The following is a 24,742-nucleotide window of genomic DNA, read 5'->3' as shown; positions in this document are numbered from 1 at the left end:
TCGAGGCCCCGTGCGAGCGGCGGCCGGCCTTGCCTGTGGACGGTCGCCCCACGAGTCCACGAGGACGGCTTGTCGTTGCCCGGTGGAGGCCTCCCCCTCGAATCAGATGTATTGACCGCACCCGGACCTCCATGGCCCAGTCCAGTACCCAGCAGCGCGGGCGTACGCCCCTCATGCGGCAGTACTACAAGATCAAGGAGCGTCACCCGAAGGCGATCCTGCTGTTCCGCATGGGCGACTTTTATGAGTCGTTCGACGACGACGCGAAGACGGTGAGCCGACTGCTCGGGATCACGCTCACCGAACGCAACAACGGCGACGCCGACGACGTCCCGATGGCGGGGTTCCCGCACCACGCCCTCGACAGCCACCTGCCCAAGCTCATTCGATCGGGCCTCCGGGTAGCGATCTGTGAGCAGGTGGAAGACGCCGACGACTCAAGCGGCAAGGTGGTGGACCGGGATGTGGTGGAGGTGGTCACGCCCGGCGTCTCGTTCCACGACCAGCTGTTGACCCCCAAGCAGTCCAACTTTTTGGCGGCCCTCCACTTCGGCGCCGGCCAGGACAAGGACCGCATCGGGTTTGCCTTCATCGACGCCACCACGGGCGAGTTCAGTGTCACCGAGGCCGGCCTCGATCAGGTGCAAGACCTGATCCAAACGGTGGCCCCGTCGGAGGTCATCGTAGACAAACGAAAACGTGAGCGCCTTGACCAGCATCTCCGCGAGCTCCCTTTTACGGTCACCGAGCAGGACGACTGGGTCTTCAAGTACGACTTTGCGTACCAGACGCTCCTGGAGCACTTCGACACCCATTCGTTGAAGGGCTTTGGGGTGGACGAGTTGGACCTGGGGGTGGTGGCGGCGGGCGCGGCGCTCCACTACCTGGGCGAGACGCAGAAGGGCAGGCTGCCCCATGTCCGCAAGATCAAGCGCTACTCGAAGGACGACCACATCGCGCTCGACCCGGAGACGAAGCGCAACCTGGAGCTCGTCCAGTCCATCCAGGACGACGGGCACGACGGGACGCTCGTGAGCATCCTCGACGAGACGGAAACCCCAATGGGGGGACGGCGCCTCCGCGCCTGGCTGGTGCGGCCCCTCCGTGACGTGGAGCGCATCCGGCACCGCCTGGACGCGGTGGAGGCCTTCGTCAATGCCCGTGCCCTGCGCGAAGACCTGCGTACGGAGCTCAACCAGATGGGGGACCTGGAGCGACTGGCGGGCAAGGTGGCCACGGGCCGCGCCGCGCCCGGCGACCTCATCGCGATTAAACACACGCTCCGCCGCCTTCCGAACGTGTTGGGGCTACTCACGGACGCCGACTCGGACGCCCTGGACGCCCTCGAGGACGACCTACGTCCCTGTCCCGAAATGGTCGATCAGATCCAGAGCACCCTCGTGGACGACCCGCCGGCCAAGATCAGTGAAGGGGGACTCATCCGGGACGGCCACTCCGAAGAGCTCGATGAGCTGCGCACCATCGCGCAGGAAGGGAAGGACTGGGTGGCCAACCTGGAGAAGGAAGAGAGTGAGCGGACCGACATTCCGTCCCTTAAGGTCGGCTTCAACAAGGTGTTTGGGTACTACCTCGAGGTCACCAACACCCACGCCGAGAAGGTGCCCGAGGACTACATTCGCAAGCAGACGCTCGTGGACTCCGAGCGGTACGTGACGCCGGAGCTGAAGGAGATGGAAGAGAAGATCCTGACGGCGGAGGAAAAGATCGAGACGCTGGAGCAGGAGTTGTTCAATGACCTCCGCGACCGGATTGCCCAGCAGACGGGCCTCCTGCAGGAGAACGCGGAGCTCCTGGCGCACCTCGACTGCTTCGCGGGGCTGGCCGAGGGGGCCGAGCAGCACGACTACACGCGGCCGTCGGTGGACGACGGGCTCGCCATCGACATTCAGGAGGGCCGCCATCCGGTGGTGGAGCAGACGCTCTCGCCGGGCGAGCCGTTCATCCCAAACGATGTGCACCTCGACCCGGACGACGAGCAGGTCCTTATCATCACTGGCCCCAACATGGCGGGGAAAAGCGTGGCCCTGCGGCAGGTGGGCCTCATCGTGCTGCTGGCACAGGTCGGCTCGTTCGTGCCCGCGGACGCAGCCCAGATTGGGGTCGTCGATCGCATCTTTACCCGCGTCGGGGCGTCCGACAATCTTGCGGCGGGGGAGAGCACGTTCCTCGTCGAGATGAACGAGGCGGCCAACATCCTCAACAACGCCACGGCCCGGTCCCTCATCCTGTTCGACGAGGTGGGGCGCGGGACGTCCACGTTCGACGGCCTCTCGATCGCGTGGGCCATCGTGGAATACCTGCACGAGCGGCCCGAGGTGGCGGCGCGGACCCTCTTCGCGACCCACTACCACGAGCTCAACGCCATGGCCGATCGCCTGGAGCGGGTGCACAACTACCGCATCCAGGTGAGCGAGCACGAGGGTGAGATCGTGTTCCTCCGGAAGCTCATCCCGGGCGGGGCGGACCACTCCTACGGCATCGAGGTGGCCAAGATGGCCGGCCTGCCGGACGCGGTGATTGCCCGGGCCCGCGAGGTGCTCCGGAACCTGGAGAGTCAGCATCTGGAGGTGGGCGGCGACGAGACGGGCGATGCTACCTCGGAGGACCTGCCGTCGGGGGATGGCCTGCGGGCGGAGAAGGGGGATGCCGAGGCGGTGCCCGACCTGGAGGACAGTCAGGCCACCCAGATGCACCTCTTTGGCCAGCCGGACCCGGCCGCGGAAGAGATCAAAGAGATGCTCGGCGAGGTCGACCCGAACCGCATTACCCCGGTGGAGGCGCTCATGAAACTGGCGGAGATGAAAGAGAAGCTGGCGGACTGATGGCGGCCGCAACAGACGCCCCCCGGACGGGTTCAACGGGTACCCAAAGGACGCACATGTCCTGTCCGTTGCATCCGGCATCGTGGCGCCATGAGTACGTACCACGACATTTTGGGCATCAATCCGGGGGCGTCCCAGGAAGAAATCAAGCATGCGTTCCGTCGGCGCGCGCTGGAGTGTCATCCCGACCAGGCCGACGAGGGGGACAAGGAGGAGGCCCAGCGTGAGTTTTTGCGGGTCCGAGAGGCCTTCGAGACCCTGAGTGAATCGGAGGATGCCCCCTGGTCCCGGGGCGCCCGCAACGGAGAAGCGTCGGACGAGGAGGGGGCGAGCGGGCGGGGCCGACGCCGGTCGTTCGCGGAGCGGTGGCGCAGCGCGGAGAAGGTACGCGTGAGCAAAGACATCGTCGACCGCGTGCAGGGACTGTCGGGGGAGTACCGGCGCATCCGCGAGAAGAACAAGATCACGATTCCGGTCTGCGCGGTCCTGACCGTGTCCGTGTTCGTGTACGACCCGCTCACAATGCACGGGACCGGTCTCTTCCTGCTCGATGTTCTCCTCGTCGGGCTCGTCGGGAGTGCCTGCGGGTTCGCGCTGGGCAGCGTGTGGGCGTATACGGAGATCTTCCTGGGCGGGCGATGAAGCGGTGCGAGCCGTGCCGATGGGCAATGTCCTTCTTTCATTTCTATCTTGTCCTCTTTCCTCAATGGTCCATCGCGGTGTTGCCCGAGGTCTCGTGCTGCTCTTGGTCGCGTGGGGACTTGCTGGGTGCTCCTCCACCTCGGCACAGGACTCGGGCGGGCCGCTGTCCCCTGAGCAGGCAGCCTACGACGTCCTGCACTACGACCTGGACGTCACGGTAGCCCCGGCCCGCGAGCGAATCGACGGGGAGGTCGCCGTCCGGGCGGTGGTCGAGGACACGCTTGGGGTCCTGGTGCTCAACCTTGACCGTCGGCTGTCTGTGCGGCGGGCCTGGGAGAGGGGGGAGAACGGGGAGATGCGGCGTTCCACAGAACGCAGGAACGGGCAGAACGAGCTGTGGATTGAGCTGGGGCGGTCGTACGCGCCCGGCGACACCCTCCGTGCAAGGGTGACGTACGAGGGACGTCCCCGCGTTGCCCCGAATCCTCCCTGGGATGGCGGGCTGACCTGGGATAAGACCCCGTCAGGCGCGCCCTGGATCGCGACGTCGTGCCAGGCCGAGGGGGCCGACCTCTGGTGGCCGGTGAAGGACCATCCGTCCGATGAGCCGGACTCGATGGACCTGGCGTTCACGGTGCCCGACACGCTCGTCGCTGCCTCCAACGGGCGCCTCCGCTCGGTGGAGCGGGCGTCGGACTCGACAAAGACCTACCGGTGGCACGTGTCGACGCCGATCAATACGTACAATGTCGCCCTCCACGCCGCGCCGTACGTTCGTCTCGACACCACCTACGTCAGCACCAGCGGCGACGCCGTGCCGGTCTCGGCCTACGTACTGCCGTCGGACTCGGCCCGGGCCGCCCGGGCCCTGCCAGGGTTTTTGGACCAGGTGCGGTTCCTCGAAGAAACGCTCGGGCCCTACCCGCCCCGAACGGATAAGTACGGACTTGCCCAGTCGCCCTTCCTCGGGATGGAGCATCAGTCGCTGATCGCCTACGGACACGACTTTGCACCTGGGGGCCTCGGGTACGATGCCTCCTTCGACGCGCTCCATTTCCACGAGCTGGCCCACGAGTGGTACGGCAACCTCGTGACGGTCGCCGACTGGAAGGACTTCTGGCTCCATGAGGGAACGGCCACCTATCTGGAGGCCCTCTACGCCGAACGCCTGGACGGGAACAGCGCCTACCATGCCCGCATGGACCATGCCCGTGAAAGCATGTCTGAGGGACAGGCCCTCGCCCGAACTGCCTCCACCACGGCCGAGGAAATCTACCACGGCGACGTCTACCACCGTGGGGCCCTGGTGCTGCACACCCTCCGCTACGTCGTCGGGAAGGAAACGCTCCGCACGGTTCTGCGACGGTTCGCGTATCCGGAGGGAACCGCGTCGCAGGGAGAGGTGCCGTTCCGCCACGTCACCACCCACGATTTTGTTCAGCTTGCAGAAACGGTCTCGGGGCGATCCCTGGACGTCTTTTTCCAGGTGTATCTCTACCAGTCTGGACTCCCTGTGTTGGACACGCGACGGGAGGAGGGGCGACTGCGACTTGCGTGGGCCGGGACCGGGAGCGCCTCGTTTGAGGTCCCTGTGCCGGTGCGCGTGGAGGGACGCACGAAGCGGGTGACCATGGAGGGGGGGAACGGATCGGTAGCGGCCCCGGCGGGGGCGGAGGTCACGGTAGATCCGAAGGGCTGGGTGCTCCGCCGACAGCAGCTGTGACTGCCGCGAAGGAAGCCAGCCCTAGAGAGCCCTGAGAAGTTGTTTGGCGGATGCTCTGTGGCCACCCCGACGAGTACTTGGTCGCTCTGCTCCCAGCGCAAAAGGGCTTCTGCATTCGCCCGGTAGCCCCCCACGGGCATGACCTCGCTCCTGCTCGGCCCCCGCTACAGAGGTGGGCACCATTTTGCAGCTTCGCCCACTGTGTGTACTCGGCTGGGCCTCGTCAGTCGCTACGCTCGTGTCGGCTGAACATCAATCCATCAAACAGCTTCTGAGTCTCCCGAAGAGCTTTCCAGTGCCCCCGGGTTCCCGGATGACGTTTGGGGAGGCCCAGCTCCACAGTTCGGAGTGGAGTCGAAATGGTGTCGTAGGGCCTGAACTAGATCGCAGGGCCCGAAATAAAAACGCCCCGTCCTCCGGAGAGAACGGGGCTTGGAAAAGTCCAGATGCGTGGGCGCCAGAAGCCTGTTCTGAGGCACTCATTGACCGCCCGGGGAGCATCTTCCTGCCCTGCTCGGGGCGCACCGCTGTGGGCCTCCTTCAGAGAATAGTTTTCGTCCTGTCGGGGTTTGTTCTGGCGACCCGACCCAAGGTCAAAACAGACCCTAAATGTTAATCGGCTGGCCGTAGGCCTCGCGGGTCGCCTCCATCACCGTCTCCGAAAGGGTTGGGTGCGGGTGTATCGACTCCATGATTTCGAGGCCCGTCGTTTCGAGCTTGCGGGCGGTCACGACCTCCGAGATCAGCTCTGTGGCGTCCTCTCCGATAATGTGGCAGCCCAAGAATTCGCCGTACTTCTCGTCGTAGATGGTCTTGACAAAGCCCGTCTGATGGCCCAGTGCGGCGGCCTTCCCGTTGGCCTTGAACGGGAATTTGCCGACCTTCACGTCGTAGCCCTCCTCCTTCGCCTCTTCTTCCGTGTGGCCGACGGACGCAATCTGGGGCTGGCAGTACGTGCAGGCCGGGACGTCGTTCATGTCCATCGGCCGCACGTCGTGTCCCGCGATCTTCTCGATGCAGAGAATGCCCTCGTGGCTGGCCTTGTGGGCAAGCCAGGGCGCCCCCGTCACGTCGCCGATGGCATAGACGCCGTCCACGTTGGTCCGGTAATACTCGTCCACTACGATGTCATTGTTCTCCGTCTCGACCCCAACCTCCTCCAGGCCAATGTTTTCGACGTTGCCCACGACGCCGACGGCGGAGAGCACCTGGTCGCACTCAATGTGCTCGGTGCCGTCGCCGGTGTCGACCTCCACCCGCAGCGGGTCGGCGTCTTTGTCGACGCCCTGCACGCCCGCGCCGGTGATGACGTCGATGCCCATCTTCGTGTAGGCCTTCTCAAGCTCCTTCGACACGTCCTTGTCCTCGGCGGGCACCATGCGGTCCTGGACCTCGATAATGGTGACGTCCGTGCCCATGTGGTTGTAAAAGTATCCGAACTCGACCCCGATGGCCCCGGCGCCCACGATCACGAGGGAGTCGGGCTGCTCGGTCTGGAGCATCGCCTCCTTCGAGCTCACGACGTGCTCCCCGTCGATGGGAAGGAAGGGCAGTTCGTTGGGGCGTGCGCCCGTGGCCAGAATGACGTGGTCGGCCGTGACGGTGCGCTCCTCCCCCACCTCCTCGCCGTCCATCGTGACCGAGGGCTCGATCTCCACGGTGTCCGGGGCGGTCAGGCGGCCGTGCCCGCGCAGCACATCGATGTCGTTCTTCTTCATCAAGAACTGCACGCCCTGATTCATCTGGTTGGCCGCCCCCCGACTGCGTTCAATGACGCTTGGGAAGTCGACGGAAATGGATCCGTCCAGCTCCAGCCCAAAGTCGTCAAGGTGGTTCGTCTCGGCCATGACCTCGGCGCTCTTGAGGAGGGCCTTGGTCGGAATGCAGCCCACGTTTAGGCAGACGCCGCCCAGCTTGTCCTTCTCAACAATAGCCGTCTCCATCCCGAGCTGGGTGGCCCGGATGGCTGTTTCGTAGCCGCCGGGGCCGCTGCCAACAATAACGCAATCGTAGTCCGTAGCCATAAGGGGACGAGAAGAAAATTGGGGGTGTAGGCGAAGGAGGATCTGATGTAGAAGATACGCTCCACCCTCCAGCAATCCCAAATGACCATCTTCCGTCGGGCGAAAGGTTTTTGTGAATCCGATGGGGACGCCTTCGGGTCAGCGGGCCGAGAGCCAGCCGGACGGATCCACAAACTCGCTGGATGATCGGTCGACGAGTCCGAAAAAGAGGCTGGCCCCTCGGGGCTCGCTCTCGGTTCCGGCCTGGCCGATGACCTGCCCCGCTTCGATCTGGTTGCCCTCGGCAATGGACAGGCTGGAGAAGTTGCTGTAGACGGACAGGTACTCGCCGTGCTGAATGACGACGTAGGTGCCGTACCCGGGCACAAAGTCGACCCCCGTCACCGTGCCGTCAAAGATGGCCCGAACGCGGCTTCGGGGCGAGGTGGCAATGAGAATGCCGGGGTGATATGTCGTCGTTTCGTGGACCGGGTCCACCTGGTCGCCGAAGTCGGTGGTTACGGCCCCGTCTGCGGGCCAGGGCAGGGCCCCGCGGTTGTCCTGGAACGACGCGGACAGACTGGCGGCGACCTCCGCCTCCGCCCCCGAGGCAGCCCCCTCCCGTTTGGCCCGCGCCACAAGCTTTTGGATGCGTTCTTCAAGCTGTTGGGCCTGTCGTTGCTTCTGGTCGATCTGCTGCTCAAGCTCGGAGCGCCGGGCCTGTAGCTCGTCGATGACCTGTCGTCGTTCCCGTTCGAGGGCCCGCAGGTTCGTGCGCTCCGTGCGTGCCTCGGCGAGCAGGTCTCGGGTCTCGGTCCGCTTCTGGGCGAGTTGTTCGCGGGAGGAGCGGACCTCGTCGGTGGCCGACTGGATGGCACTTCGCTGCTGGCGACGATCGGTGGCAAACCGCCGAAGGTACCGCGCGCGGATGAGCATCTGGTTGATGGACTGGGAGGCGAGCAGCAAGGCCAGATCGTGCAGGCGCCCATGCTTGTACGCGTGAGAGAGCTGCCCCCGATAGTCGTCCCGAAGTGCCTCGAGGCGTGTCTGTAGGGTCGACAGCGTGTCGCGGAGACGCGAGCGCTCCTGTCCCAGCTCGTCGAGGCGGGCCTGGTACGTCGCGACCAGCTTTTCGCGGAGGGCGATTTCTCGTTGCAGCGAGGCGAGCTGTTCCTGGGTGGACTCCGCCTCTTTCTCCGTTTTCTGAAGGCGTTGCTGTTCTTGTTGGATCTGCTGCTCCAGCTGGGTCAGACGCTGCCGGGTCGTCTCGCGTTGGGACGAGGCGCCCTGCCCGTACGTGGCCGAGACGCCGACCGGGACCGCGAGGCCGAGGAGCACGACGAGGCCGGTTCGGAACGCCCGCTGAGCGATCCGTCGTGAAGGCCAGGAGGGATGCATTCCGAAACGAACGATCGGGCGGCGATGAAAGGGACGAACGGCGGGCCGTACTCCAGTCACTGGAACCGCCGGCGGGGTACCTCCTCCGGCACGTCGAGCGAGAAGGAGAGCCCCGATGGGTTGAGGGTCATGTCCTCGTAGTTTACCAGGGCTCGGAGGTCGTCGGACGGCTGCTGAAAGACGAGACGGGCGGGCAACAGCAGGCCCCCGACCCGTCGGAAGTCCGAAAACAGTCGTTTCTGACGGACAGTTCCGGTGGCGGACCGTTCCTCGTAGCGGACGACGCGCCAGTGGGCTGGATCGACTGTGTAGCGCTCGCGGTCGTTGGAATCCGACAGGTAGTACAGAGTGCTATCGGACCGAAGTGACCACTTGGGACGGGCGGCGGGAGCGAGCACCCCGAGCATGTTGTCGAAGAACTGGTCCGACGACACCGGAGCGGGGAAAAGCTCCTGGACGGCCTCCACCGGCCCCACGCGCAGCACGGTGTTGCGCGTATCGTAGAAAAACACGCTGTCGGGCGTAAGCAAAAGGCGTCCCCCCTCGATCCCGAAAAGGCTGAGGCGCATGAAGAGGGAGTCGGCCCGCCGGTGACGGACGGTGGCATTAAAGGACTGGGTTTGGGTGGGAGTCCGAACCCGAATCCGGGCCTTTGCGGTGTAGCCCCGGATCGTATCGGTCCCCCGTCCTATCTGCTGTCGGACCTGATCGACGGAGTGATCGGGAAAGGCGCTGGGAAGGCTTGGGGTCGTGTTCGGCGACGAGCTTCCGCAGCCGGCGAGAACGAGAACACTCGCCAGTGCAAGCAAAAAGGCACGCGGTGCCAACGGGGGCGAGACAGACGTCAAGATCGAGGGGAAGACTTGTTCATGAGGAACTGTGAGTACCGTTCGGACGCGTCCCCTTGGACGGCTACGAATTTGCCGGGTCCGCAAGCTTCTCGCGGAGGGACGCCCGATCAGGCGCACGCTTGGCTGCGCGTTGCCAATACGTCTGGGCTGCTGCGTCGTTGCCCAGCGCCTTTTCTACATCGCCGAGTCGCTCCAGCAGCGGGGCGGAAGGGGGAGCTGTGTCGAGGGCAATGCGCAAGTGACGACGGGCGGCATCCAATTCATTGCGCTGCAGGTGAACCTGCCCCAACGCATGATGAGCGGGGGGCGAGTCCGGGGCGTGCCCCACCGCCTGCTCTGCAAGATCGAGCGCCCGGTCCAGGCGCTCGCCCCGGTGGGTGAGACTCTGGGCGTACAGTCGAAGCACGTCGGAATGGTCGGGGGCCAGAGCCAGAGCGTTCTCCAGTGCGTCGTCGGCGTCCTGAGGCTGGCCGAGCCGGCTGTTGGCAAGCCCAAGGCCGGCGAGAAGGACGGCCTCCTCGTGCGGGGGGGGAGAGTCGTCGAGGAGCGAGAGGGCACTCTGGAAGTGCTCGCGGGCCTGGCCCGGAGTGCCCGAGCGCAGAAGGGCAAAGGCGGCGATGCGGGCGAGGGGCATGTGCCCTGGAAAGAGGTGGCCTCCCTCTTCGGCCAGCTTGGCGGCTTGGACGTCACGGCGTGCCCGGTAGTATGTCTTCGCGGCCCGGACCCACCGGTCTGGGGTCCGGGGGGCGAGCTCAAGAAGCTGCTCCATCGCCTGCCCCGCCTGCTCGGGGCGGCCCCAGCTCTCGTAGAGTTGGGCCTGGAGGGACAGTACGGCCTCAGAATTGGGGGATTGTCTCAAGGCATCCCGCAGCAGATCCGCCGCGGCACGCAGCCGGGTGGTGTCGGGCGGGGACGACATCGTGGCTGTGTCGTACACTGATTGGGCACGGCGCAGCGCAGCCTCCGTGGAGGAGGGCTGAGACCCCAACGGGTCGGACGGTTGCTCTTTCGGGGGCGGGGCGGTCGTGCGTCCGGCGTGGTGGGCGAGCCGTTGGACCTGTTGCTGGAGGGAATCGTCGTTGGGGTGCCGACGTCCCAGCGGGGCCAACAGGCCCAGCGCCTTTCGGGGGCGTTCCCTGTCGGCGTAGTAGTTCCCGAGGTGGCGTTGATAGGTGGGCATAGTTGGGCGCCGGTCCACCAGGGTGCGGAGCGTTTCCTCGATGCCATCCTCGTCTTCCGTCTCGCGGTAGAGGGGAAGCAGCCGGCGGTACACGTCAATCGGGGGAAGCTCGACGCGATCGAGGTACGCCTCGTAGGACTGGATTGCGGCCTCCGTTCGTCCCAGTTCTGCCTGAAGCGTCGCCCGGGCCCGGTAGGCGTCGTCGCAGTCGGGAAATTGACCGAGGAGGCTTTCGTAGGTGCGAAGGGCCGCGGCCGGTTCCCCGACGGCCCGCTGCATCTCGGCGAGGTGGCGGGCATAGTCGGGACGAGAGGTCCCGTTCCTGTGTGCCTGTTGTGCATAGAAGAGGGCGGTGGAGAGGTCGCCCTGGGCGTCGTACGCGTCGGCAAGGGCCCGGAGAAGCACCGGTGACTCCGGCGCCTGCTCCAGGGCCGCCTCAAAATATGAGATTGCTTCCTCGTGGTCGCCCAGCTGCGTCTCGGTCATGCCCTGGATAAGCAGCCGCTGCGCCCGAGGATTCGTCGCATCGGTGGACGCGCCACGGGGCTCCTGCGCCGCGACGGCACAAGACGGCCCTCCGATCAAGAGTGCACACAGGACGATCGGGGCCCAAAGGCGGAGCCACCAGACGAGTGAGCGGGCATCCACGAGTGCTAGAAGAAACAATGAGAGGCAACCGTGCAGACCGGACATAGGCCTCGCGTGGCCTCCCTTTTGGACGGACGTGCCTTCGGTGTGGTTCATGTTGATTTGATAATGACTACGAACCGTTTCTACCTTGCAACCAGTGTTCGAATGCCCAGAATTCAATTCGAGAATCCCTTCCGGCAGATGCGTCCGGAGGGGCGCGCCGTTTTGCCACTGACAAGCCCGCACACGCATTCATGGGTGAACACAACGTACGCCGGGACGCCGCTCCGTCTAAACTCCGCGAGTTTACGAATCACCTGATGCGCGATGTCCGCGCCCTGGGGCTCATGCTCCACGAGAACATGTTCGAAACCGGCATGCGCCGCATTGGGGCCGAGCAGGAGCTGTTCATGGTGGACGCGCAAGGAGGGCCGGCCCCCATCATCGAAGAGGTCCTCGAACGGAACACCGACGAGCGCATCGTCACGGAGCTGACGCGGTTCAATGTGGAGTTTAACATGGACCCGCTTCAGTTTGGGGAGGATTGCTTCCAGCGGATGGAGGCGTCGACGTCCGAGCTAATCGAGAAGGTGCGGGGCCTCACGCAGCAAGTGGGCGGCGAGGTTGCCATGACGGGCATCTTGCCCACGGCCCACCTCTCGAACTTTGCGATGGACTACATGACCCCCCGGCCTCGCTACTACGCCCTCAACGATGCCATCTCTCGGCTGCGGGGCGGGGCGGGGCAGTATCAGATTCGGGGCATCGACGAGCTGTTCGTGAAGCACGACTCCATCATGCTGGAGGGGTGCAATACGAGCTTCCAGACGCACTTTCAGGTGTCGCCGGAGGAATTTCCGCGCTACTACAACATCGCCCAGGTGGTGGCCGCCCCCTGCCTCGCCGCCGCCACCAATTCTCCGCTTCTGTTTGGCAAGCGGCTCTGGCGTGAAACGCGAATTGCCCTCTTTCAACAGGCCGTCGACACGCGGTCGAGCAACCTGTACCTGCGAGAAATGAGCCCTCGCGTGCAGTTCGGCTCGGACTGGGTGGACGAGTCGGTGATGGAAATCTTCAGGGAGGACATCTCGCGCTTTCGGGTGCTCCTGACGACCGAGCTGGGCGAGAACTCCCTCGAAACGTTGGAGGCGGGCGGTGTGCCCGACCTCAAGGCCCTTCAGCTCCACAACGGCACCGTGTATCGCTGGAATCGCGCCTGCTACGGCATCACCGACGGAAAGCCGCACCTGCGAATTGAAAACCGAGTCTTGCCGTCCGGGCCCACGGTCATCGACGAGATTGCAAACGCGGTCTTCTGGTACGGGCTCGTGGCGGGACTGGCACAGGAGTATCACGACGTGTCGGAGCACATTGACTTCTACGAGGCCCGGTACAATTTCAACGCGGCTGCCCGGAGTGGCCTTGCCTCCCAGTTTACTTGGCTGGACGGCACCCATCGTCCGGCCCACGAGCTGATTCTCGACACCCTCATTCCACTGGCCGAAGACGGACTCCGCACGTCCGACATTGCGTCGTCGGACATCGACCGGTACCTCGGGGTGATCCAGAAGCGCGTGAACACCCAGCAGACCGGAGCCCAGTGGCAGCTCGACTCCCTGGCTCGCATGGAGGGCGTTGGGTCGCGGGCGGAGCGTCTCGGGGCGCTCACGCGGGGCATGGTGGAGCGCCAGAAGGACGGGGCCCCGGTCCACGAGTGGTCCCTGGCGACCCTGGAAGAGGGATTCACCCCTACGGGCATGCAGGAGACGAACGTAGAGGCCTACATGACGACCGATCCCTTCACTGTCCACGAGAAAGAGTCGATCGAGTTTGTGGCGCGACTCATGGATTGGCAAAAGATTCGCCACGTGCTCGTGGAAGACGAAGAGCACCGGCTGGTGGGACTTGTGAGCCACCGCACCCTCCTCCGGCACATGGCCGAACGGACCGAGCAACCAGAGGGCGGCGTGCCGGTGAGAGACATCATGATCGAGGATCCCATCTCGGTATCTCCGGATCGTCCCACCCTGGAGACTGTGGAGCTCATGCGCGATCACGAAATTGGGGCCCTGCCCGTGGTGCGAGAAAATCGACTTGTCGGCATTATTACCGAGCAGGACTTCATTCAAATTGCGGGCAACATTCTCGACGAGACCCTGGGCCTCGACGGAGACGCGGAGGCGACGGCCGCCTCGCCGGACTCAGAGGGTGTTGAGGCCTCTTCTGAGGCCACGGACTGACTGGACAGAGGGAGACCTCCCCGGCGATGCACGCCAGGAGAGGGGGAACGCGTAGGGAGGTCACTCGTGGCACTGAAACAGGAGACCTACTCTAAACCGACACGTCTACATCCACTTTCAATAGCAGCATGGCTGACACCCGCGAGCGAGAAATCAGCGGTCAAACGATTCGGATTGATCGCACCCTGTGTATTGGATCGGGCAACTGCACGAACATCGCCCCCGAGGTCTATGTGATCCGGGAAGACAACATTGTCGACTTTCAAGACGAAACGCCGGACATCGACCAGGGACGCCTGGAAGAGGCGGCGGCCCTGTGCCCGGTCGACGCACTCATCGTTGAAGACGAAAATGGAGAGCAAATCGTCCCCTAGGTGGAACTAGCTCTGCCGTCGGTACCAGGCGATCAGCACGCCGGTGAGAAGCCCGGCGACCAGGGCGAGGAAGAGGGAGGAGAACATGGCGGGCGGTGGGTTCGGAGAAACGATTGCCTCCAATGGGCTACGGGGACGCAGAAAGGGCTCGCTTCTCCTCCCAATCGCGAAACTGGTCCAGCTCGTTCCGCACAGCCCCTACGGCCGTCTGAATGACAGCCACGTCGTCGACGAACCCGATGACCCCGAGGGCATCGGGGATGGCATCGACTGGGGTGACAAAGTAAAGCAGGGCGGCCGCCAGAAGCACGAGGGACGTCGTGGAGACCTCCCGATACGACCGGCGCGCCCAGGCTACGAAGAGACGGAGGGTTGTCCGTAGATCGGCCCACACGGCCGTGAGGGCGTTGGCGTTGGCCTCCAGGTGTGCATAGGCATCCCGGATAAGCAGGACTACCCGAAAGCGGCGCCGCAGGACTCGACGGGCGGCCTCAACGAGAACGCTCGCAATTTCGGACCGGGCCGGCACGGGGGCCAGAGAAAGGGGCAGTGTGGACGGGGTGTCTTTTCGGGAAGGCGCGTCGGAAGGCATGCGGCAGGAGCCCAGGGTTGGAGTGAGATGTGTGCCTCCGATGCTAAGAGAGAATGGGGAGGAAAGTCAACCGCATCGGTGAACGCGTCTCCTCCAGATCGTTGTCTCGAACTTACCGTTTGTTCCTACCACGTGGCGACGTCCCTCACGACATCTCCTGCGGAGGCGGCCGCCCACCTTCGTCGTGGGGAGCTTGTCGCTTTCCCTACCGAAACGGTCTACGGGCTTGGCGCGGATGCCCTTCAGCCGGACGCGGTGCGTCGCATCTTCGAGGCGAAAGGACGACCGGCGGACAATCCACTCATCGTCCATGTCTGTCGGCGGGAACAGATCAAGCAGGTGGCCGCCCGCGTGCCGCCCGCGGGTCAGCAGCTCCTGAACGAGTTCGTCCCGGGGCCCCTGACGCTCATTCTGCCCAAGCATGATCATCTTCCCTCGGTCGTAACGGCCGGCCTTGAGACGGTGGGCGTTCGCATCCCGCGTCTCTCACAGACACAGTCCTTCCTGGAGGCGTGCGGTACGCCTGTGCCCGCCCCGTCCGCCAACCAGTCGGGCCGCCCGAGCCCCACGAGCTGGGAGGCCGTGGAGGACGATCTGGGAGGCCGAATCGACTGTATTCTGCGGGGAGGTCGCACGGACGCAGGGGTCGAGTCGACAGTCGTAGACTGCACCACGGACCCTGTCGCGGTGCTTCGGCCCGGCGCCATCCCGGTCGAGTCGCTTCGTCAGGTTTTGGGAACGGTGCAGGGGGCGTCCCCAGAGGGGGAGGCCGCTCCGCGGAGCCCGGGAACGCGACACCGGCACTACGCGCCGTCCGCCCGGGTGCGGCTCGTCGACACTCCGTCGGAGGTTGCCCCGGGAGAAGACCACGCGTACGTGGGGCTCGACGCCCCGGCCCAGGCGTGTGCCCTGGGCCGGGTGCATGTCGAAGAAGACGTACAGGCCTACGCCCATGACCTCTTTCACATCTTTCGGACCTGCGACGAGAAGGAAATTGAGGTAATCTACGCGCAAACCGTGTCGGCCGAAGGGATGGGCCGAGCCCTCAACGACCGTCTCCGCCGGGCAGCAGCCCGGTAGAAGGGGGGGGGTGCTGCACGAGAAGACCGTTCACTGTGGCGTGCCTGCCCCAACGGGGACATCCTGTCGCCCGCGGGTGTTGCGGATCATCCACCGCGCGAGGGGAGGGAGCAGACGGCAGCTCTGCACCAGGGTCCAGGCGGCCCCTGGACGAAACGCCGCCGCGTGGATCCAGCGGCCCAGCCGCATGCGTTGCCCGAACGCATCGGTCCATGCGGCTTCGTAGTTCGTCCGGAACGCTTGTGCGGGGCACTGCCCATTCAGAAAATCGGAGCCCAGTGGGCTCACCAGGTCGGCGGTCTGGAGCGCCATTGCCATCCCATCGCCGCAGAGCGGTGCGATCATGCCCGCGGCGTCCCCGATCATGCAGACGTCGTCCACGAATCGAGACTTTGGCATGAGGGGAACCTGGCTCACCGCTTTGAAGCGGTCGCTCACGCGAGTGAGACCGGTGAGCAATTCGTCCAGGGCCGGGTTTTGGCGGAGGGCGGTGTTGAGCATCTCTTCGGGCGTGCCGCCGGCGTCGTTGAGGGCGTCGGCGTGCCCGATCCAACAGACATTGATGCGATTTTCCTCAACCGGTGAGAGCCCGCAGTACGCACCCGGAGCGCTATGGAGTTCAATTGTGTTCTCCAGGTCTGCCACGGCGGGCCCGGCATAGTGGGCCTTAAAGGCCACGTACGGCGTGGTTTCCGACAAGAAGGGCCGTTCCAGTGACCGATCCAGCCGACTCCTGCGCCCATGGGCTCCCAGAACGAGACGGGCCGCAACGGTGTCCCCGCCGACGGTCGCAACGAATCCATCCTGGAGGCTACCCCGGACGTCCGTGACCCGGGTCCCAGAGCGGCCTTCAACCCCAGCCGTGCAGGCCCTTCGGAAGAGCATCTGGTCGAGCTGATAGCGGCTAAAACCAAGAGCCGCATCGGGAAGTGCGTGGGATGTTGTGGCGCCGCTCGGGGCTGTCAGGCATGCCTGGTCGATGCGCTCCGCCCCCGCGGCGTGGATGTCGCCAAGCACACCCAGACGCCGAAAGGAGGACTGCGCCTCCGGCGACAAAAACTCCCCGCACAACTTCTGACGAGGGTAGGTCGACTGCTCAGCCAGGAGCACGTCGTGGCCCTCGCGGGCAAGCTGACACGCCGTGCTGCACCCGGCCAGGCCGCCGCCAATCACGAGTGCGTCGTAGGGCATAGCAAATTGCGACAGGCGAATGGCAATGGGCCGATGCAACTGGCTACGGGCGGTGGAGCTCCCCACAGTCGCGGGACCGTCCGTCACAGAGTGGAAACGTCTTCCGACGAGGCCCCATCACGAATTGGGGGCGAGGGTGGATAGGGTCCACCGGAAGGCCCAGTGCCACCGAATGGAGGCAGGAGGGAGTTGGGCCGCACGGGCGAGGGTGTGAAGCTCCGCCCGCCAGAAGCCGCGCCGCACCGACACGGGACCGTCGTGCTGGACCATGGGGGCGAGCCCAAGGGCCCGGCTGAGGCCCCAGATGCCTGCGTAGGCCAAGAGATGCCGATGAAGATCATTTACGAGGAGGCCGTGCCGGGCCACCCGTTGCATCTCCGAAAGCACCTGGACCGCCGAAGGGCCGTGGAAGTGGTGAAGGAACAGGGCTGCGTGGGTGAGGTCGACTGCCCCAGCGTCGTAGGGAAGGGCCCGGGCATCCCCGATCTCGACACGGACGCGGGCCCGGAGGGAGGGAGAGAGCTGTCGATCAAGATAGGCCCGGGCATGACCAACCGTGACGGGGTTGGCGTCGATGCCGATGAGGTCCAGGGTACACCCGAAGCGTTCGCCCCGCCGGGCCAGGTGGAGCAGATGGTCGCCGCTCCCACACCCTACATCCAACAGGCGGAGGCGATCATGTCGCTTCAGAATCGGGTCGAGGACATGATCCGTTGCCCGGTACCCTCCGAGCAGCCGATTGATGCGTCGGAGGTCGCGGAGGGCCCGCGCAAGACGGGCGTCCGTGATCGAAAAGTCGTCCATCCACTCCTCGGTCTCCAGACGCGTCGAAAGGTCCGGGCGGGGAGGAAGGATCACCGAGAAGGAATGGGGGGCTGTCGACAAGACACGAGGACAAGGCCTAGACGGGACGAGCTACGCGACCTCCACCTCCGCCTCGATGCCCTGTTCGTTGAGCCGGTCGCGGACCTCCGGGGCGAGGTTTTGTTCGACCGTGCTCGGAACGAACTTGGCCACCAGCCAGGCGAGGTACCCCTGCTGCCACGCCGCGTCCGTGGCGTCCTCGACGGTAATCTCTAGCTTCCGGGCCCCCTTCGTATCGACATAGGCCTCGATGCCACGGCTCTGAAACCCCTCCTCCAGGTGATCGGCCATCTGGTTTCGGACGGCCGACTCGATGTCCACCCCGGCCCCGGAGGCCTGGGCGGCGCGGGCTCCCATCTGGCGACGGGCAAGTTCCTGGGCGTTGAGAATCGTGACTTCAATCATGGAGCGGAGCGGATGGAGAAAAGACCGAGCTGCACAGGTCGACCAGGGGGCATCGGAGGCCCAACAGGAGCGACAGAAGTCCCTATTGGCGCTCCCGCCCGCGGTTCCGGGCTGTACGGGTTCTTGGCAGAACGATGAAGCAGGAGCACACGGCGCTCGGGCAAGAATGAAACCTCTCTGTTTCTTTGTGGTGTAGGGGGGTACCCTATACAGGCATGCCATACGCCCCAAAAAGAACCCTGAGCCACTCCGTGAGCCCATCCGCCTCCGAGGCCGATACGCCCCTTCGGGACCCTTCGACCCTCGATTCCTCGTCGCCGAACGGGGACGCTCGTACGGCCGGACCACCGCCTTCCGACCGTAGCGGAGAAGAGGGGTCCAAAGAGGAAGGAGCGCCCCTGACGCTGCCGGTGAAGGGCATGTCGTGCGCCTCCTGTGCGCAGAGTGTAGAGGGGACGCTCTCGCGGGTGGAAGGGATTTCGAGAGCGACCGTCAACTTTGCCACCGAGCGGGCGCGGGTCGTCGTCGGCGGTGGGGAGCAGGTGCCGGCTCAGACACTGGTGCAGGCCGTTGCCGACAGCGGATACGAGGTGCGCACTGCCGAGACGACCTTCGGGGTGCAGGGCATGAGCCGCACGTCGTGCGCCGCCCGTGTTGAAGACGCCCTGGGTGCGGTGGAGGGCGTGCTGGGGGCGACGGTGAACCTTGCCACTGACCGGGCCACGGTGCGCTACATCCCGGGCGTGGCCGAGACCGCAGACGCGGCACAGGCCGTTCGCGATGCCGGCTACGAGGTGGTCGGCACGGAAGGGGGACGCGACCGTACCGACGTAGAACGTCAAGCCCACGAAGACGAGGCGCGGTCGATGAAGCACCGGTTGTTTTGGGCGTTGGCCTTTGCCCTGCCCGTCTTTGGGCTGGAGATGGGCGTGCTGCACATTCCCGCGATGGAGGCCTGGATTACCGAGCAGGTGTCCATACAGACGCTCTACTACGTGCTTTTCGCGCTTGCCTCGGTCGTGCAGTTCGGGCCCGGGCGCTACTTCTACAAGCACGGTTGGCCGGCCCTGAAAAACGGGGCGCCGGACATGAACACGCTCGTTATGATTGGGACCTCAGCGGCGTACGGCTACTCGGTCGTGGCCACGTTCGTGCCGGGGATTCTGCCGGAGGGCACAGTGCACGTCTACTACGAGGCCGCCGCGACGATCATTACCCTCATCCTGGCCGGCAACTACATGGAGGGGCTCGCCAGGGGGCGGGCCAGCGATGCGATCCGCACGCTGCTCGATCTGCAATCCGCTACGGCCCGTGTCCTCCGCGACGGAGAGGCCCAAGAGGTCGACGTGCGAGATGTGGTCCCGGGCGATGTGGTGCGCGTGCGGCCCGGCGAGAAGGTGCCGGTGGGCGGAGAGGTAATTGACGGCTCCTCGTACGTCGACGAGTCGATGGTAACGGGCGAGCCCGATCCGGTGGGCAAGGATGAGGGCGACGAGGTCGTGGGCGGCACGATCAACAAGACGGGGAGCTTCACCTTCCGAGCCACCCGCGTGGGAGAAGAAACCGTGCTCTCCCAGATCGTGGAGATGGTGGAGGCGGCCCAGGGCTCGGCCCCGCCCATCCAGTCGCTCGCCGACCGCGTGGTGAAGGTGTTCGTGCCGTTCGTCCTTGCCACCGCGGCCCTAACATTTGGAGTTTGGATGATATTTGGCCCTGACCCAGTGCTCACGTTCGCGTTGGTGACGACGGTGTCGGTCCTCATCATCGCCTGCCCCTGCGCGATGGGCATCGCCACGCCGATCTCGGTGATGGTGGGCACGGGCCGTGCCGCGGAGCTGGGGGTCTACGTCCGGAAGGGCGAAGCCCTCCAGGCCCTCCGCACCGCCGACCTCGTGGCGCTCGACAAGACGGGCACTCTCACGAAGGGGCGGCCCGAGGTCACGGATTTTCTACCGCAGAACGGCTTTGGCGAGGAGGAGCTTCTGCGCTGGGTCGCCGCCGTCGAAATGCAGTCTGAGCACCCGATTGGGGCGGCCCTGGTGGCGCGGGCCGACGACGAAGGGCTTGCCCTGCCGGACGCCACGGGATTCGAGGCGATCCCCGGACACGGCGTGACCGCTACGGTCGACGGCAAGGCCATTACTGTTGGTGCCGCCCGAATGATGGAGCGGGAGGGTGTGTCGGTTTCGGATGAGGCCGAAGACGCGTCCGACCGGCTGGCCGATGCCGCCAAGACGCCGCTCTACGTGGCGGTGGACGGCACGCTGGCTGCGATTGTTGCGGTGGCCGACCCCATCAAGGACTCGACGCCCGCCGCGCTCGACGCCCTGCACCAGCTCGGCATCGAGGTGGCCATGGTTACGGGCGACGACGAGCGCACCGCCCACGCCATTGCGGACCAGTTGGGCATCGACCACGTGCAGGCCGAGGTCCTGCCCGATGAGAAGGCCGAAGCGGTGACGGCCTTTCAGGCAGACGATCAGACCGTGGCGTTCGTGGGCGACGGCATCAACGACGCCCCCGCCCTCGCCCGGGCTGACGTGGGCATCGCCATCGGGACCGGCACCGACGTGGCCATCGAGAGCGGCGACATCGTGCTGATGGCCGGCGACCTGCGCGGCGTGCCGAACGCGGTGCACTTCTCACGGGCCACCCTCCGCAACATCAAGCAGAATCTGTTCTGGGCGTTCGCCTACAACGTGCTCCTGATTCCGGTGGCGGCGGGCGTGCTGTACCCGGCGTTCGGCCTGCTGCTGTCCCCCGCGCTGGCCGCACTGGCGATGGTCTTTTCCGACCTCTTCGTGATCGGCAACGCGCTCCGGCTGCGCCGCGTGTCGGTGCCACTGGGGAGCGAGCAGGTGGGGGCTGTCGCGGGCAGCCAATGAGATGGTGTCCACAATCGCCCTTCGAGGCCCAACACCAAGTGCCGAGGTTGGCGGTGCAGTTTGCTTCGAAGGATTCGGAGCGAGAGTGTCGCGAGATGGGGCCGGAGGCCGTGCCCTTGTGGTGCATCTCGCGACAGCCTTCCCCCATAGCCGAAGCGACCAGGTGCGCACCGATCTTTAGTCGTCGGTATTACTCGCGTCATCGACCGAGGCCCCAGCCGAGCCCGGCCCCGAAGACCAGTGTCACGAGCGCCCTTGGAACAGGCTCCGGAATTGGGGCAACGCCACTTGCCATTCCGACCATCATTGGGATGTACATGGCAATGGTCGCGACGACGCTCCATCCCAAGTCTCGCCGAACGTGGGAGGCGTCGGATGGACCAGCGATTTACGGAATATAGTCGCAAGGACGGAGGTCGAAGCGGAGGGGCTGTTCTGGGAAGATCAGCGGAATACGATCAACTGGTGCGCACCCGAGTGTCGAGAAACTGCCGAAGCTCCTCGATCCGGTCGACGTTGGCTCGGACATAGACGCGGCGCCCCTCTCGGGTGCGTTCGACGAGTCCGGCACGCCGCAGCTCCTTCAGATGACGGGAGACGGTGGCTTTTCCGACGTCGAGCATCTCGGCAAGCTCCCCGAAGCTGGACCAGGTCGGGTCCATCTCGCAGTCTTCGGGCCGATCTGCCTTCGAGCAGGGAAGAGAACAGGCAAGCAGCCGCTGCATCAGGGCGAGCCGGTGTGGGTTTCCCAATGTTTTGAAGGCTTCACTGAGAACCGTTTCACTGAGATCGGAGCCCATGGGTGAGTAAATTTTTTAAAAGTTATAATATAAATAAAAACTTAGATTTGCTTTCGGATGGGATCAAGAATGAACCGAGGTAGCAGAGAACCGCTCGTACACACCGGATGGTGTCTGAGCCTTGGGTCCGGAACCAGTAAAGCGGCACTGTATTTAACGATTACGCTATATAAGGACAATCACAAGCAAAAGACATGTCCCGACGCGACGTTGACGACGAGAACTGCATCCAGCCCGAGCGGCCCGGGGAGCGCCTCGGCGCCCTCCGCAGCGAGGCCCACGCGAACGAGCGGCTCGTGGCCCTGGCGGCCTACTTCGACGCGGCGAGTAACGAGACGCGCCTCCGCATCTTGTATGTCCTGCACCGGGCGGGGGAGCTCTGCGTGTGCGACCTGGCCGACATCTTCGAGATCACCCAGCCGGCCGTCTCCCGCCACCTGAAGATCCTTCGGGAAAAGGCGCTGGTTCAGGCCCGGCGCGACGCGCAGACGATCTACTACTCGGTGTGCACCGACAACGCCTTCGCCCGGATGCTTGTCGAGTTTTTCGAGGAGGGCGACACGGCCGGGATTTCGCTGAACTTGAACGCAACCGAACCGACCTCATGAGCACGCAAAGCACCTCGAATGCCGGATCGAACTGGAGTCTCGGAGCGGCCCTCGGGGCGGCCGTCGCCGCGTCGGCCTGCTGCACGATCCCGCTTGCCCTGGTGAGCCTCGGGGTGGGCGGGGCGTGGATCGGCAGTCTGACGGCGCTGGCGCCGTACCGATGGATTTTTGTGACGGGGGCCGTCGCCGCCCTCGGCTACGCCGGGTACAACGAGTGGCAGCTCAGCCGCCGGCCGGACTGCGATTGCGAGACGATGTTCTCGTCCGCGGCGCGGCGGTCGCTCTTGGGCGTCGGGACCCTGGCCGTGCTGGTGCTCGTCGTGAGCCCGTACCTCGTCGCGCCCTCGCCCGCCACCGCCACCCAGCAGGCCCAGGCCGCCGTGGGGCAGGAATCCGTGGAGAAGGAGGCTGCCCTGCCCGCTTCCTTCCAGCAGGTGGTCCTGGAGGTAGAGGGCATGACGTGCGCGGCCTGCCCGAAGACCGTGTCGACGGCCCTTGAAGGCGTGGATGGAGTCCACCGCGTGGACGCGACCTATGAGCCGCCGGAGGCGGTCGTCCGCTTCGACCCGGACGCGACCTCGGTCGAGGCCCTGACGGAGGCGACGAAAACCGCCGGGTATCCGTCCGAGCCGAAGTCGTCCTCGTAACCGTTTCTCTCCGTTCCTCGCTTTCCCATGATCGAGTTTGAACTCGAAATCGACGGCATGACCTGCGCGGGGTGCGGGGAGCACGTGGCTGAGGCGCTGCGCAGTGTCGACGGCGTCGAAAGTGTCCAGCTGGACGACTGGGCCGACGGACACGCTGCGGTCTCCGCCCGAGACGATGTCGATCCCAAGGCACTGGAGGCGGCCATCGGCGAGGCCGGATACGACGCCCACGTCTCGCATGAAGTTCATGACTTGTCGGAGCGTGCCGCCGGGCCAGCTATTTTGTCTTCGTCGTCGGAGTCGGGGGACGGCGCCGGTGCCGACTACGACCTGCTTGTCGTGGGGGGTGGGTCGGCGGCGTTTGCGGCCGCGCTCAAAGCCAGTGACCTCGGCCACCGCGCCCTGATTGTCAACGACGGCCCGCCGAACGGCGGGCTGCCCATCGGGGGGACCTGCGTGAACGTCGGCTGCGTGCCGTCGAAGGCGCTCATCCGGGCGGCGGAGGCCCACCATAACGCCGCCCAGCACCCGTTTGACGGGATGGCCACTGAAAGCGAGGTCACGGACTTCGGGGCAGTCACCGATCAGGTCCAGTCGCTCGCCAAAGGCCTCCGGGAGGAGAAGTACCTCGGCGTGGCCGAGGGCGACCCGAACATTCAGATCCGGGAGGGGCGGGCGCGGCTCGCCGGTCCCCGCTCGGTCGAGGTGGATGGTGAGACGATTACGGGCCGGCGGATTCTCGTTGCCACCGGGGCGCACACGTTTGTGCCGGACATTCCGGGGCTGGAAGAGGCGGGCTACCTCACGAACGAGGAGCTGTATGCCCTCGACGAGCGGCCTGAGCATTTGGTCGTGTTGGGTGGGGGCTACATCGCGCTGGAGAACGCGCAGGCCTTCGCCCGCCTCGGCAGCGAGGTGACCATCCTGCAGCGGTCCGGGCAGGTGCTCTCGCGAGAAGACGCCGACGTGGCTAAGGCCCTCACCGGATACCTCCGCGAGGAAGGCCTTACCGTCCACACGGACGCGGACGTGCAGACCATCCGGCGCGAAAACGGGCACGTTCAGGTGGAGGCCATCATCGATGGCGACGCGCGGACCCTGTCGGGAAGTCACCTGCTCGTGGCGACGGGGCTGCGGGGCAACACCGCCGATCTTGGCCTGAGAGCCCTCGGCCTCGAGACCCGTGGGCGCGGCTTCCTCTCGGTCGACGGCACGCTTCAGACTGACGTGCCGACGGTCTACGGCGCGGGGGACGTGATCGGCGATCCGGCGTTCGTCTACACCGCCGCCCGCGAGGGGGAGCTCGCCGCCGAGAACGCCCTTGAGGGGGCGGCCCGCGACCGCCACGCCGCGCCGCTCCCGTGGGTGATCTTCACCGATCCGCAGGTGGCGGGTGTGGGGATTGGCGAGTGGCAGGCCGCCGATCAGGATGTCGACGTAGACGTGGCGACGGTCCCGTTAGGTCAGGTGCCCCGGTCCCTCGCGGCCTGCGACACGCGCGGCTTCATTAAGCTGCTGCGCGAGCGGGATACGGGTCGGCTCGTCGGCGCGCGCATCCTGGCGCCGGAGGGCAGCGAGCTGCTTATGGAGGTCTCGATGGCGATCCAGCAGGGACTGACCGCCGAGGAGCTGACGGACCTGCTGCACCCGTACCTGACGCTCTCGGAGGGGATCAAACTGGCGGCGCTCACCTTCGACCGCGACGTCGAGACGCTGAGCTGCTGCGCGACGTGATCTGCCCCGTTCAGCCGAACTCTCAAGCCCACTTCGTAAGCGCCGTGGCGTT

Annotated in this window: 19 protein-coding genes; 10 read left to right on the top strand and 9 right to left on the bottom strand. The window is 65.4% G+C overall.

Annotated features, from left to right (window positions below; genetic code table 11):
- The first annotated feature begins 131 nt into the window (after nt 1-131).
- From mutS to B7R93_RS13315, 3 genes are all read left to right on the top strand, one after another.
- A complete protein-coding gene (mutS, locus tag B7R93_RS13325; protein WP_103021240.1) occupies nt 132-2,843 on the top strand; it encodes a DNA mismatch repair protein MutS in 2,712 nt (903 codons plus the stop codon).
- A gap of 90 nt (nt 2,844-2,933) precedes the next feature.
- Nucleotides 2,934-3,485 carry a DnaJ domain-containing protein gene (locus tag B7R93_RS13320; RefSeq protein ID WP_103021239.1) on the top strand — a complete coding sequence of 184 codons (552 nt, stop codon included), beginning with the start codon at nt 2,934-2,936 and terminating at the stop codon, nt 3,483-3,485.
- Nucleotides 3,486-3,579: 94 nt separating this feature from the next.
- The gene (locus tag B7R93_RS13315; protein ID WP_232798446.1) at nt 3,580-5,208 is read left to right on the top strand and encodes a M1 family metallopeptidase; all 1,629 of its coding nucleotides are present in this window, start codon (nt 3,580-3,582) and stop codon (nt 5,206-5,208) included.
- A gap of 605 nt (nt 5,209-5,813) precedes the next feature.
- Here the strand turns inward: B7R93_RS13315 and lpdA are convergent.
- From lpdA to B7R93_RS13295, 4 genes are all read right to left on the bottom strand, one after another.
- Entirely contained in the window at nt 5,814-7,232 is a 1,419-nt protein-coding gene (gene lpdA, locus B7R93_RS13310) for a dihydrolipoyl dehydrogenase (protein WP_103021237.1), read from the bottom strand.
- A 138-nt stretch (nt 7,233-7,370) separates the two neighbouring features.
- A complete protein-coding gene (locus tag B7R93_RS13305; RefSeq protein ID WP_103021236.1) occupies nt 7,371-8,609 on the bottom strand; it encodes a murein hydrolase activator EnvC family protein in 1,239 nt (412 codons plus the stop codon).
- Between the two features lie 56 nt (nt 8,610-8,665).
- On the bottom strand, nt 8,666-9,457 hold the full coding sequence (locus B7R93_RS13300; protein ID WP_103021235.1) for a DUF4292 domain-containing protein: 792 nt from the start codon (nt 9,455-9,457) through the stop codon (nt 8,666-8,668).
- A 64-nt stretch (nt 9,458-9,521) separates the two neighbouring features.
- On the bottom strand, nt 9,522-11,288 hold the full coding sequence (locus B7R93_RS13295; RefSeq protein WP_232798445.1) for a tetratricopeptide repeat protein: 1,767 nt from the start codon (nt 11,286-11,288) through the stop codon (nt 9,522-9,524).
- A gap of 236 nt (nt 11,289-11,524) precedes the next feature.
- Between B7R93_RS13295 and B7R93_RS13290 the strand changes: the two genes are divergently transcribed.
- Nucleotides 11,525-13,510: a CBS domain-containing protein gene (locus tag B7R93_RS13290; protein ID WP_103021234.1), complete on the top strand. Its 1,986-nt coding sequence runs from the start codon at nt 11,525-11,527 to the stop codon at nt 13,508-13,510.
- Nucleotides 13,511-13,638: 128 nt separating this feature from the next.
- Nucleotides 13,639-13,884, top strand: coding sequence for a ferredoxin (locus B7R93_RS13285; RefSeq protein ID WP_103021233.1), 246 nt, complete (start codon nt 13,639-13,641; stop codon nt 13,882-13,884).
- Nucleotides 13,885-14,011: 127 nt separating this feature from the next.
- Here B7R93_RS13285 and B7R93_RS13280 read toward each other — a convergent pair whose 3' ends face one another.
- Nucleotides 14,012-14,476: a YkvA family protein gene (locus tag B7R93_RS13280; protein ID WP_103021232.1), complete on the bottom strand. Its 465-nt coding sequence runs from the start codon at nt 14,474-14,476 to the stop codon at nt 14,012-14,014.
- 132 nt (nt 14,477-14,608) lie between these two features.
- Between B7R93_RS13280 and B7R93_RS13275 the strand changes: the two genes are divergently transcribed.
- On the top strand, nt 14,609-15,556 hold the full coding sequence (locus B7R93_RS13275) for an L-threonylcarbamoyladenylate synthase (protein ID WP_232798443.1): 948 nt from the start codon (nt 14,609-14,611) through the stop codon (nt 15,554-15,556).
- A 30-nt stretch (nt 15,557-15,586) separates the two neighbouring features.
- Here the strand turns inward: B7R93_RS13275 and B7R93_RS13270 are convergent, their stop codons facing one another.
- From B7R93_RS13270 to B7R93_RS13260, 3 genes are all read right to left on the bottom strand, one after another.
- Nucleotides 15,587-16,747 (bottom strand): NAD(P)/FAD-dependent oxidoreductase, encoded by a 1,161-nt coding sequence (locus tag B7R93_RS13270; protein WP_103021230.1) that lies wholly within the window; start codon nt 16,745-16,747, stop codon nt 15,587-15,589.
- A gap of 117 nt (nt 16,748-16,864) precedes the next feature.
- Nucleotides 16,865-17,605 carry a methyltransferase domain-containing protein gene (locus B7R93_RS13265; protein WP_103021229.1) on the bottom strand — a complete coding sequence of 247 codons (741 nt, stop codon included), beginning with the start codon at nt 17,603-17,605 and terminating at the stop codon, nt 16,865-16,867.
- Nucleotides 17,606-17,662: 57 nt separating this feature from the next.
- Nucleotides 17,663-18,016, bottom strand: coding sequence for a hypothetical protein (locus B7R93_RS13260; RefSeq protein ID WP_103021228.1), 354 nt, complete (start codon nt 18,014-18,016; stop codon nt 17,663-17,665).
- Nucleotides 18,017-18,426: 410 nt separating this feature from the next.
- Here B7R93_RS13260 and B7R93_RS13255 point away from each other — a divergent pair, with 410 nt between their 5' ends.
- Nucleotides 18,427-20,901, top strand: coding sequence for a heavy metal translocating P-type ATPase (locus B7R93_RS13255; protein WP_423815927.1), 2,475 nt, complete (start codon nt 18,427-18,429; stop codon nt 20,899-20,901).
- Nucleotides 20,902-21,359: 458 nt separating this feature from the next.
- Here B7R93_RS13255 and B7R93_RS13250 read toward each other — a convergent pair whose 3' ends face one another.
- The gene (locus B7R93_RS13250) at nt 21,360-21,701 is read right to left on the bottom strand and encodes an ArsR/SmtB family transcription factor (RefSeq protein ID WP_103021226.1); all 342 of its coding nucleotides are present in this window, start codon (nt 21,699-21,701) and stop codon (nt 21,360-21,362) included.
- A 194-nt stretch (nt 21,702-21,895) separates the two neighbouring features.
- Here B7R93_RS13250 and B7R93_RS13245 point away from each other — a divergent pair, with 194 nt between their 5' ends.
- The 3 genes from B7R93_RS13245 to merA are packed head-to-tail and all read left to right on the top strand — an operon-like array spanning nt 21,896 to nt 24,690.
- Entirely contained in the window at nt 21,896-22,309 is a 414-nt protein-coding gene (locus B7R93_RS13245) for an ArsR/SmtB family transcription factor (protein WP_103021225.1), read from the top strand.
- On the top strand, nt 22,306-22,956 hold the full coding sequence (locus B7R93_RS16380) for a mercuric transporter MerT family protein (protein WP_103021224.1): 651 nt from the start codon (nt 22,306-22,308) through the stop codon (nt 22,954-22,956). The genes B7R93_RS13245 and B7R93_RS16380 overlap by 4 nt, the downstream gene beginning before the upstream one ends.
- Nucleotides 22,957-22,983: 27 nt before the next feature.
- Nucleotides 22,984-24,690, top strand: coding sequence for a mercury(II) reductase (gene merA, locus B7R93_RS13235; protein ID WP_103021223.1), 1,707 nt, complete (start codon nt 22,984-22,986; stop codon nt 24,688-24,690).
- Nucleotides 24,691-24,742 lie beyond the last annotated feature (52 nt).

It is taken from the genome of Salinibacter altiplanensis (assembly GCF_002894645.1).
In the GTDB taxonomy this organism is placed as follows: Bacteria; Bacteroidota; Rhodothermia; order Rhodothermales; family Salinibacteraceae; genus Salinibacter; species Salinibacter altiplanensis.
Note: the sequence above shows the minus strand (reverse complement) of the source record. Positions and strands in the feature narration are given on the sequence as shown.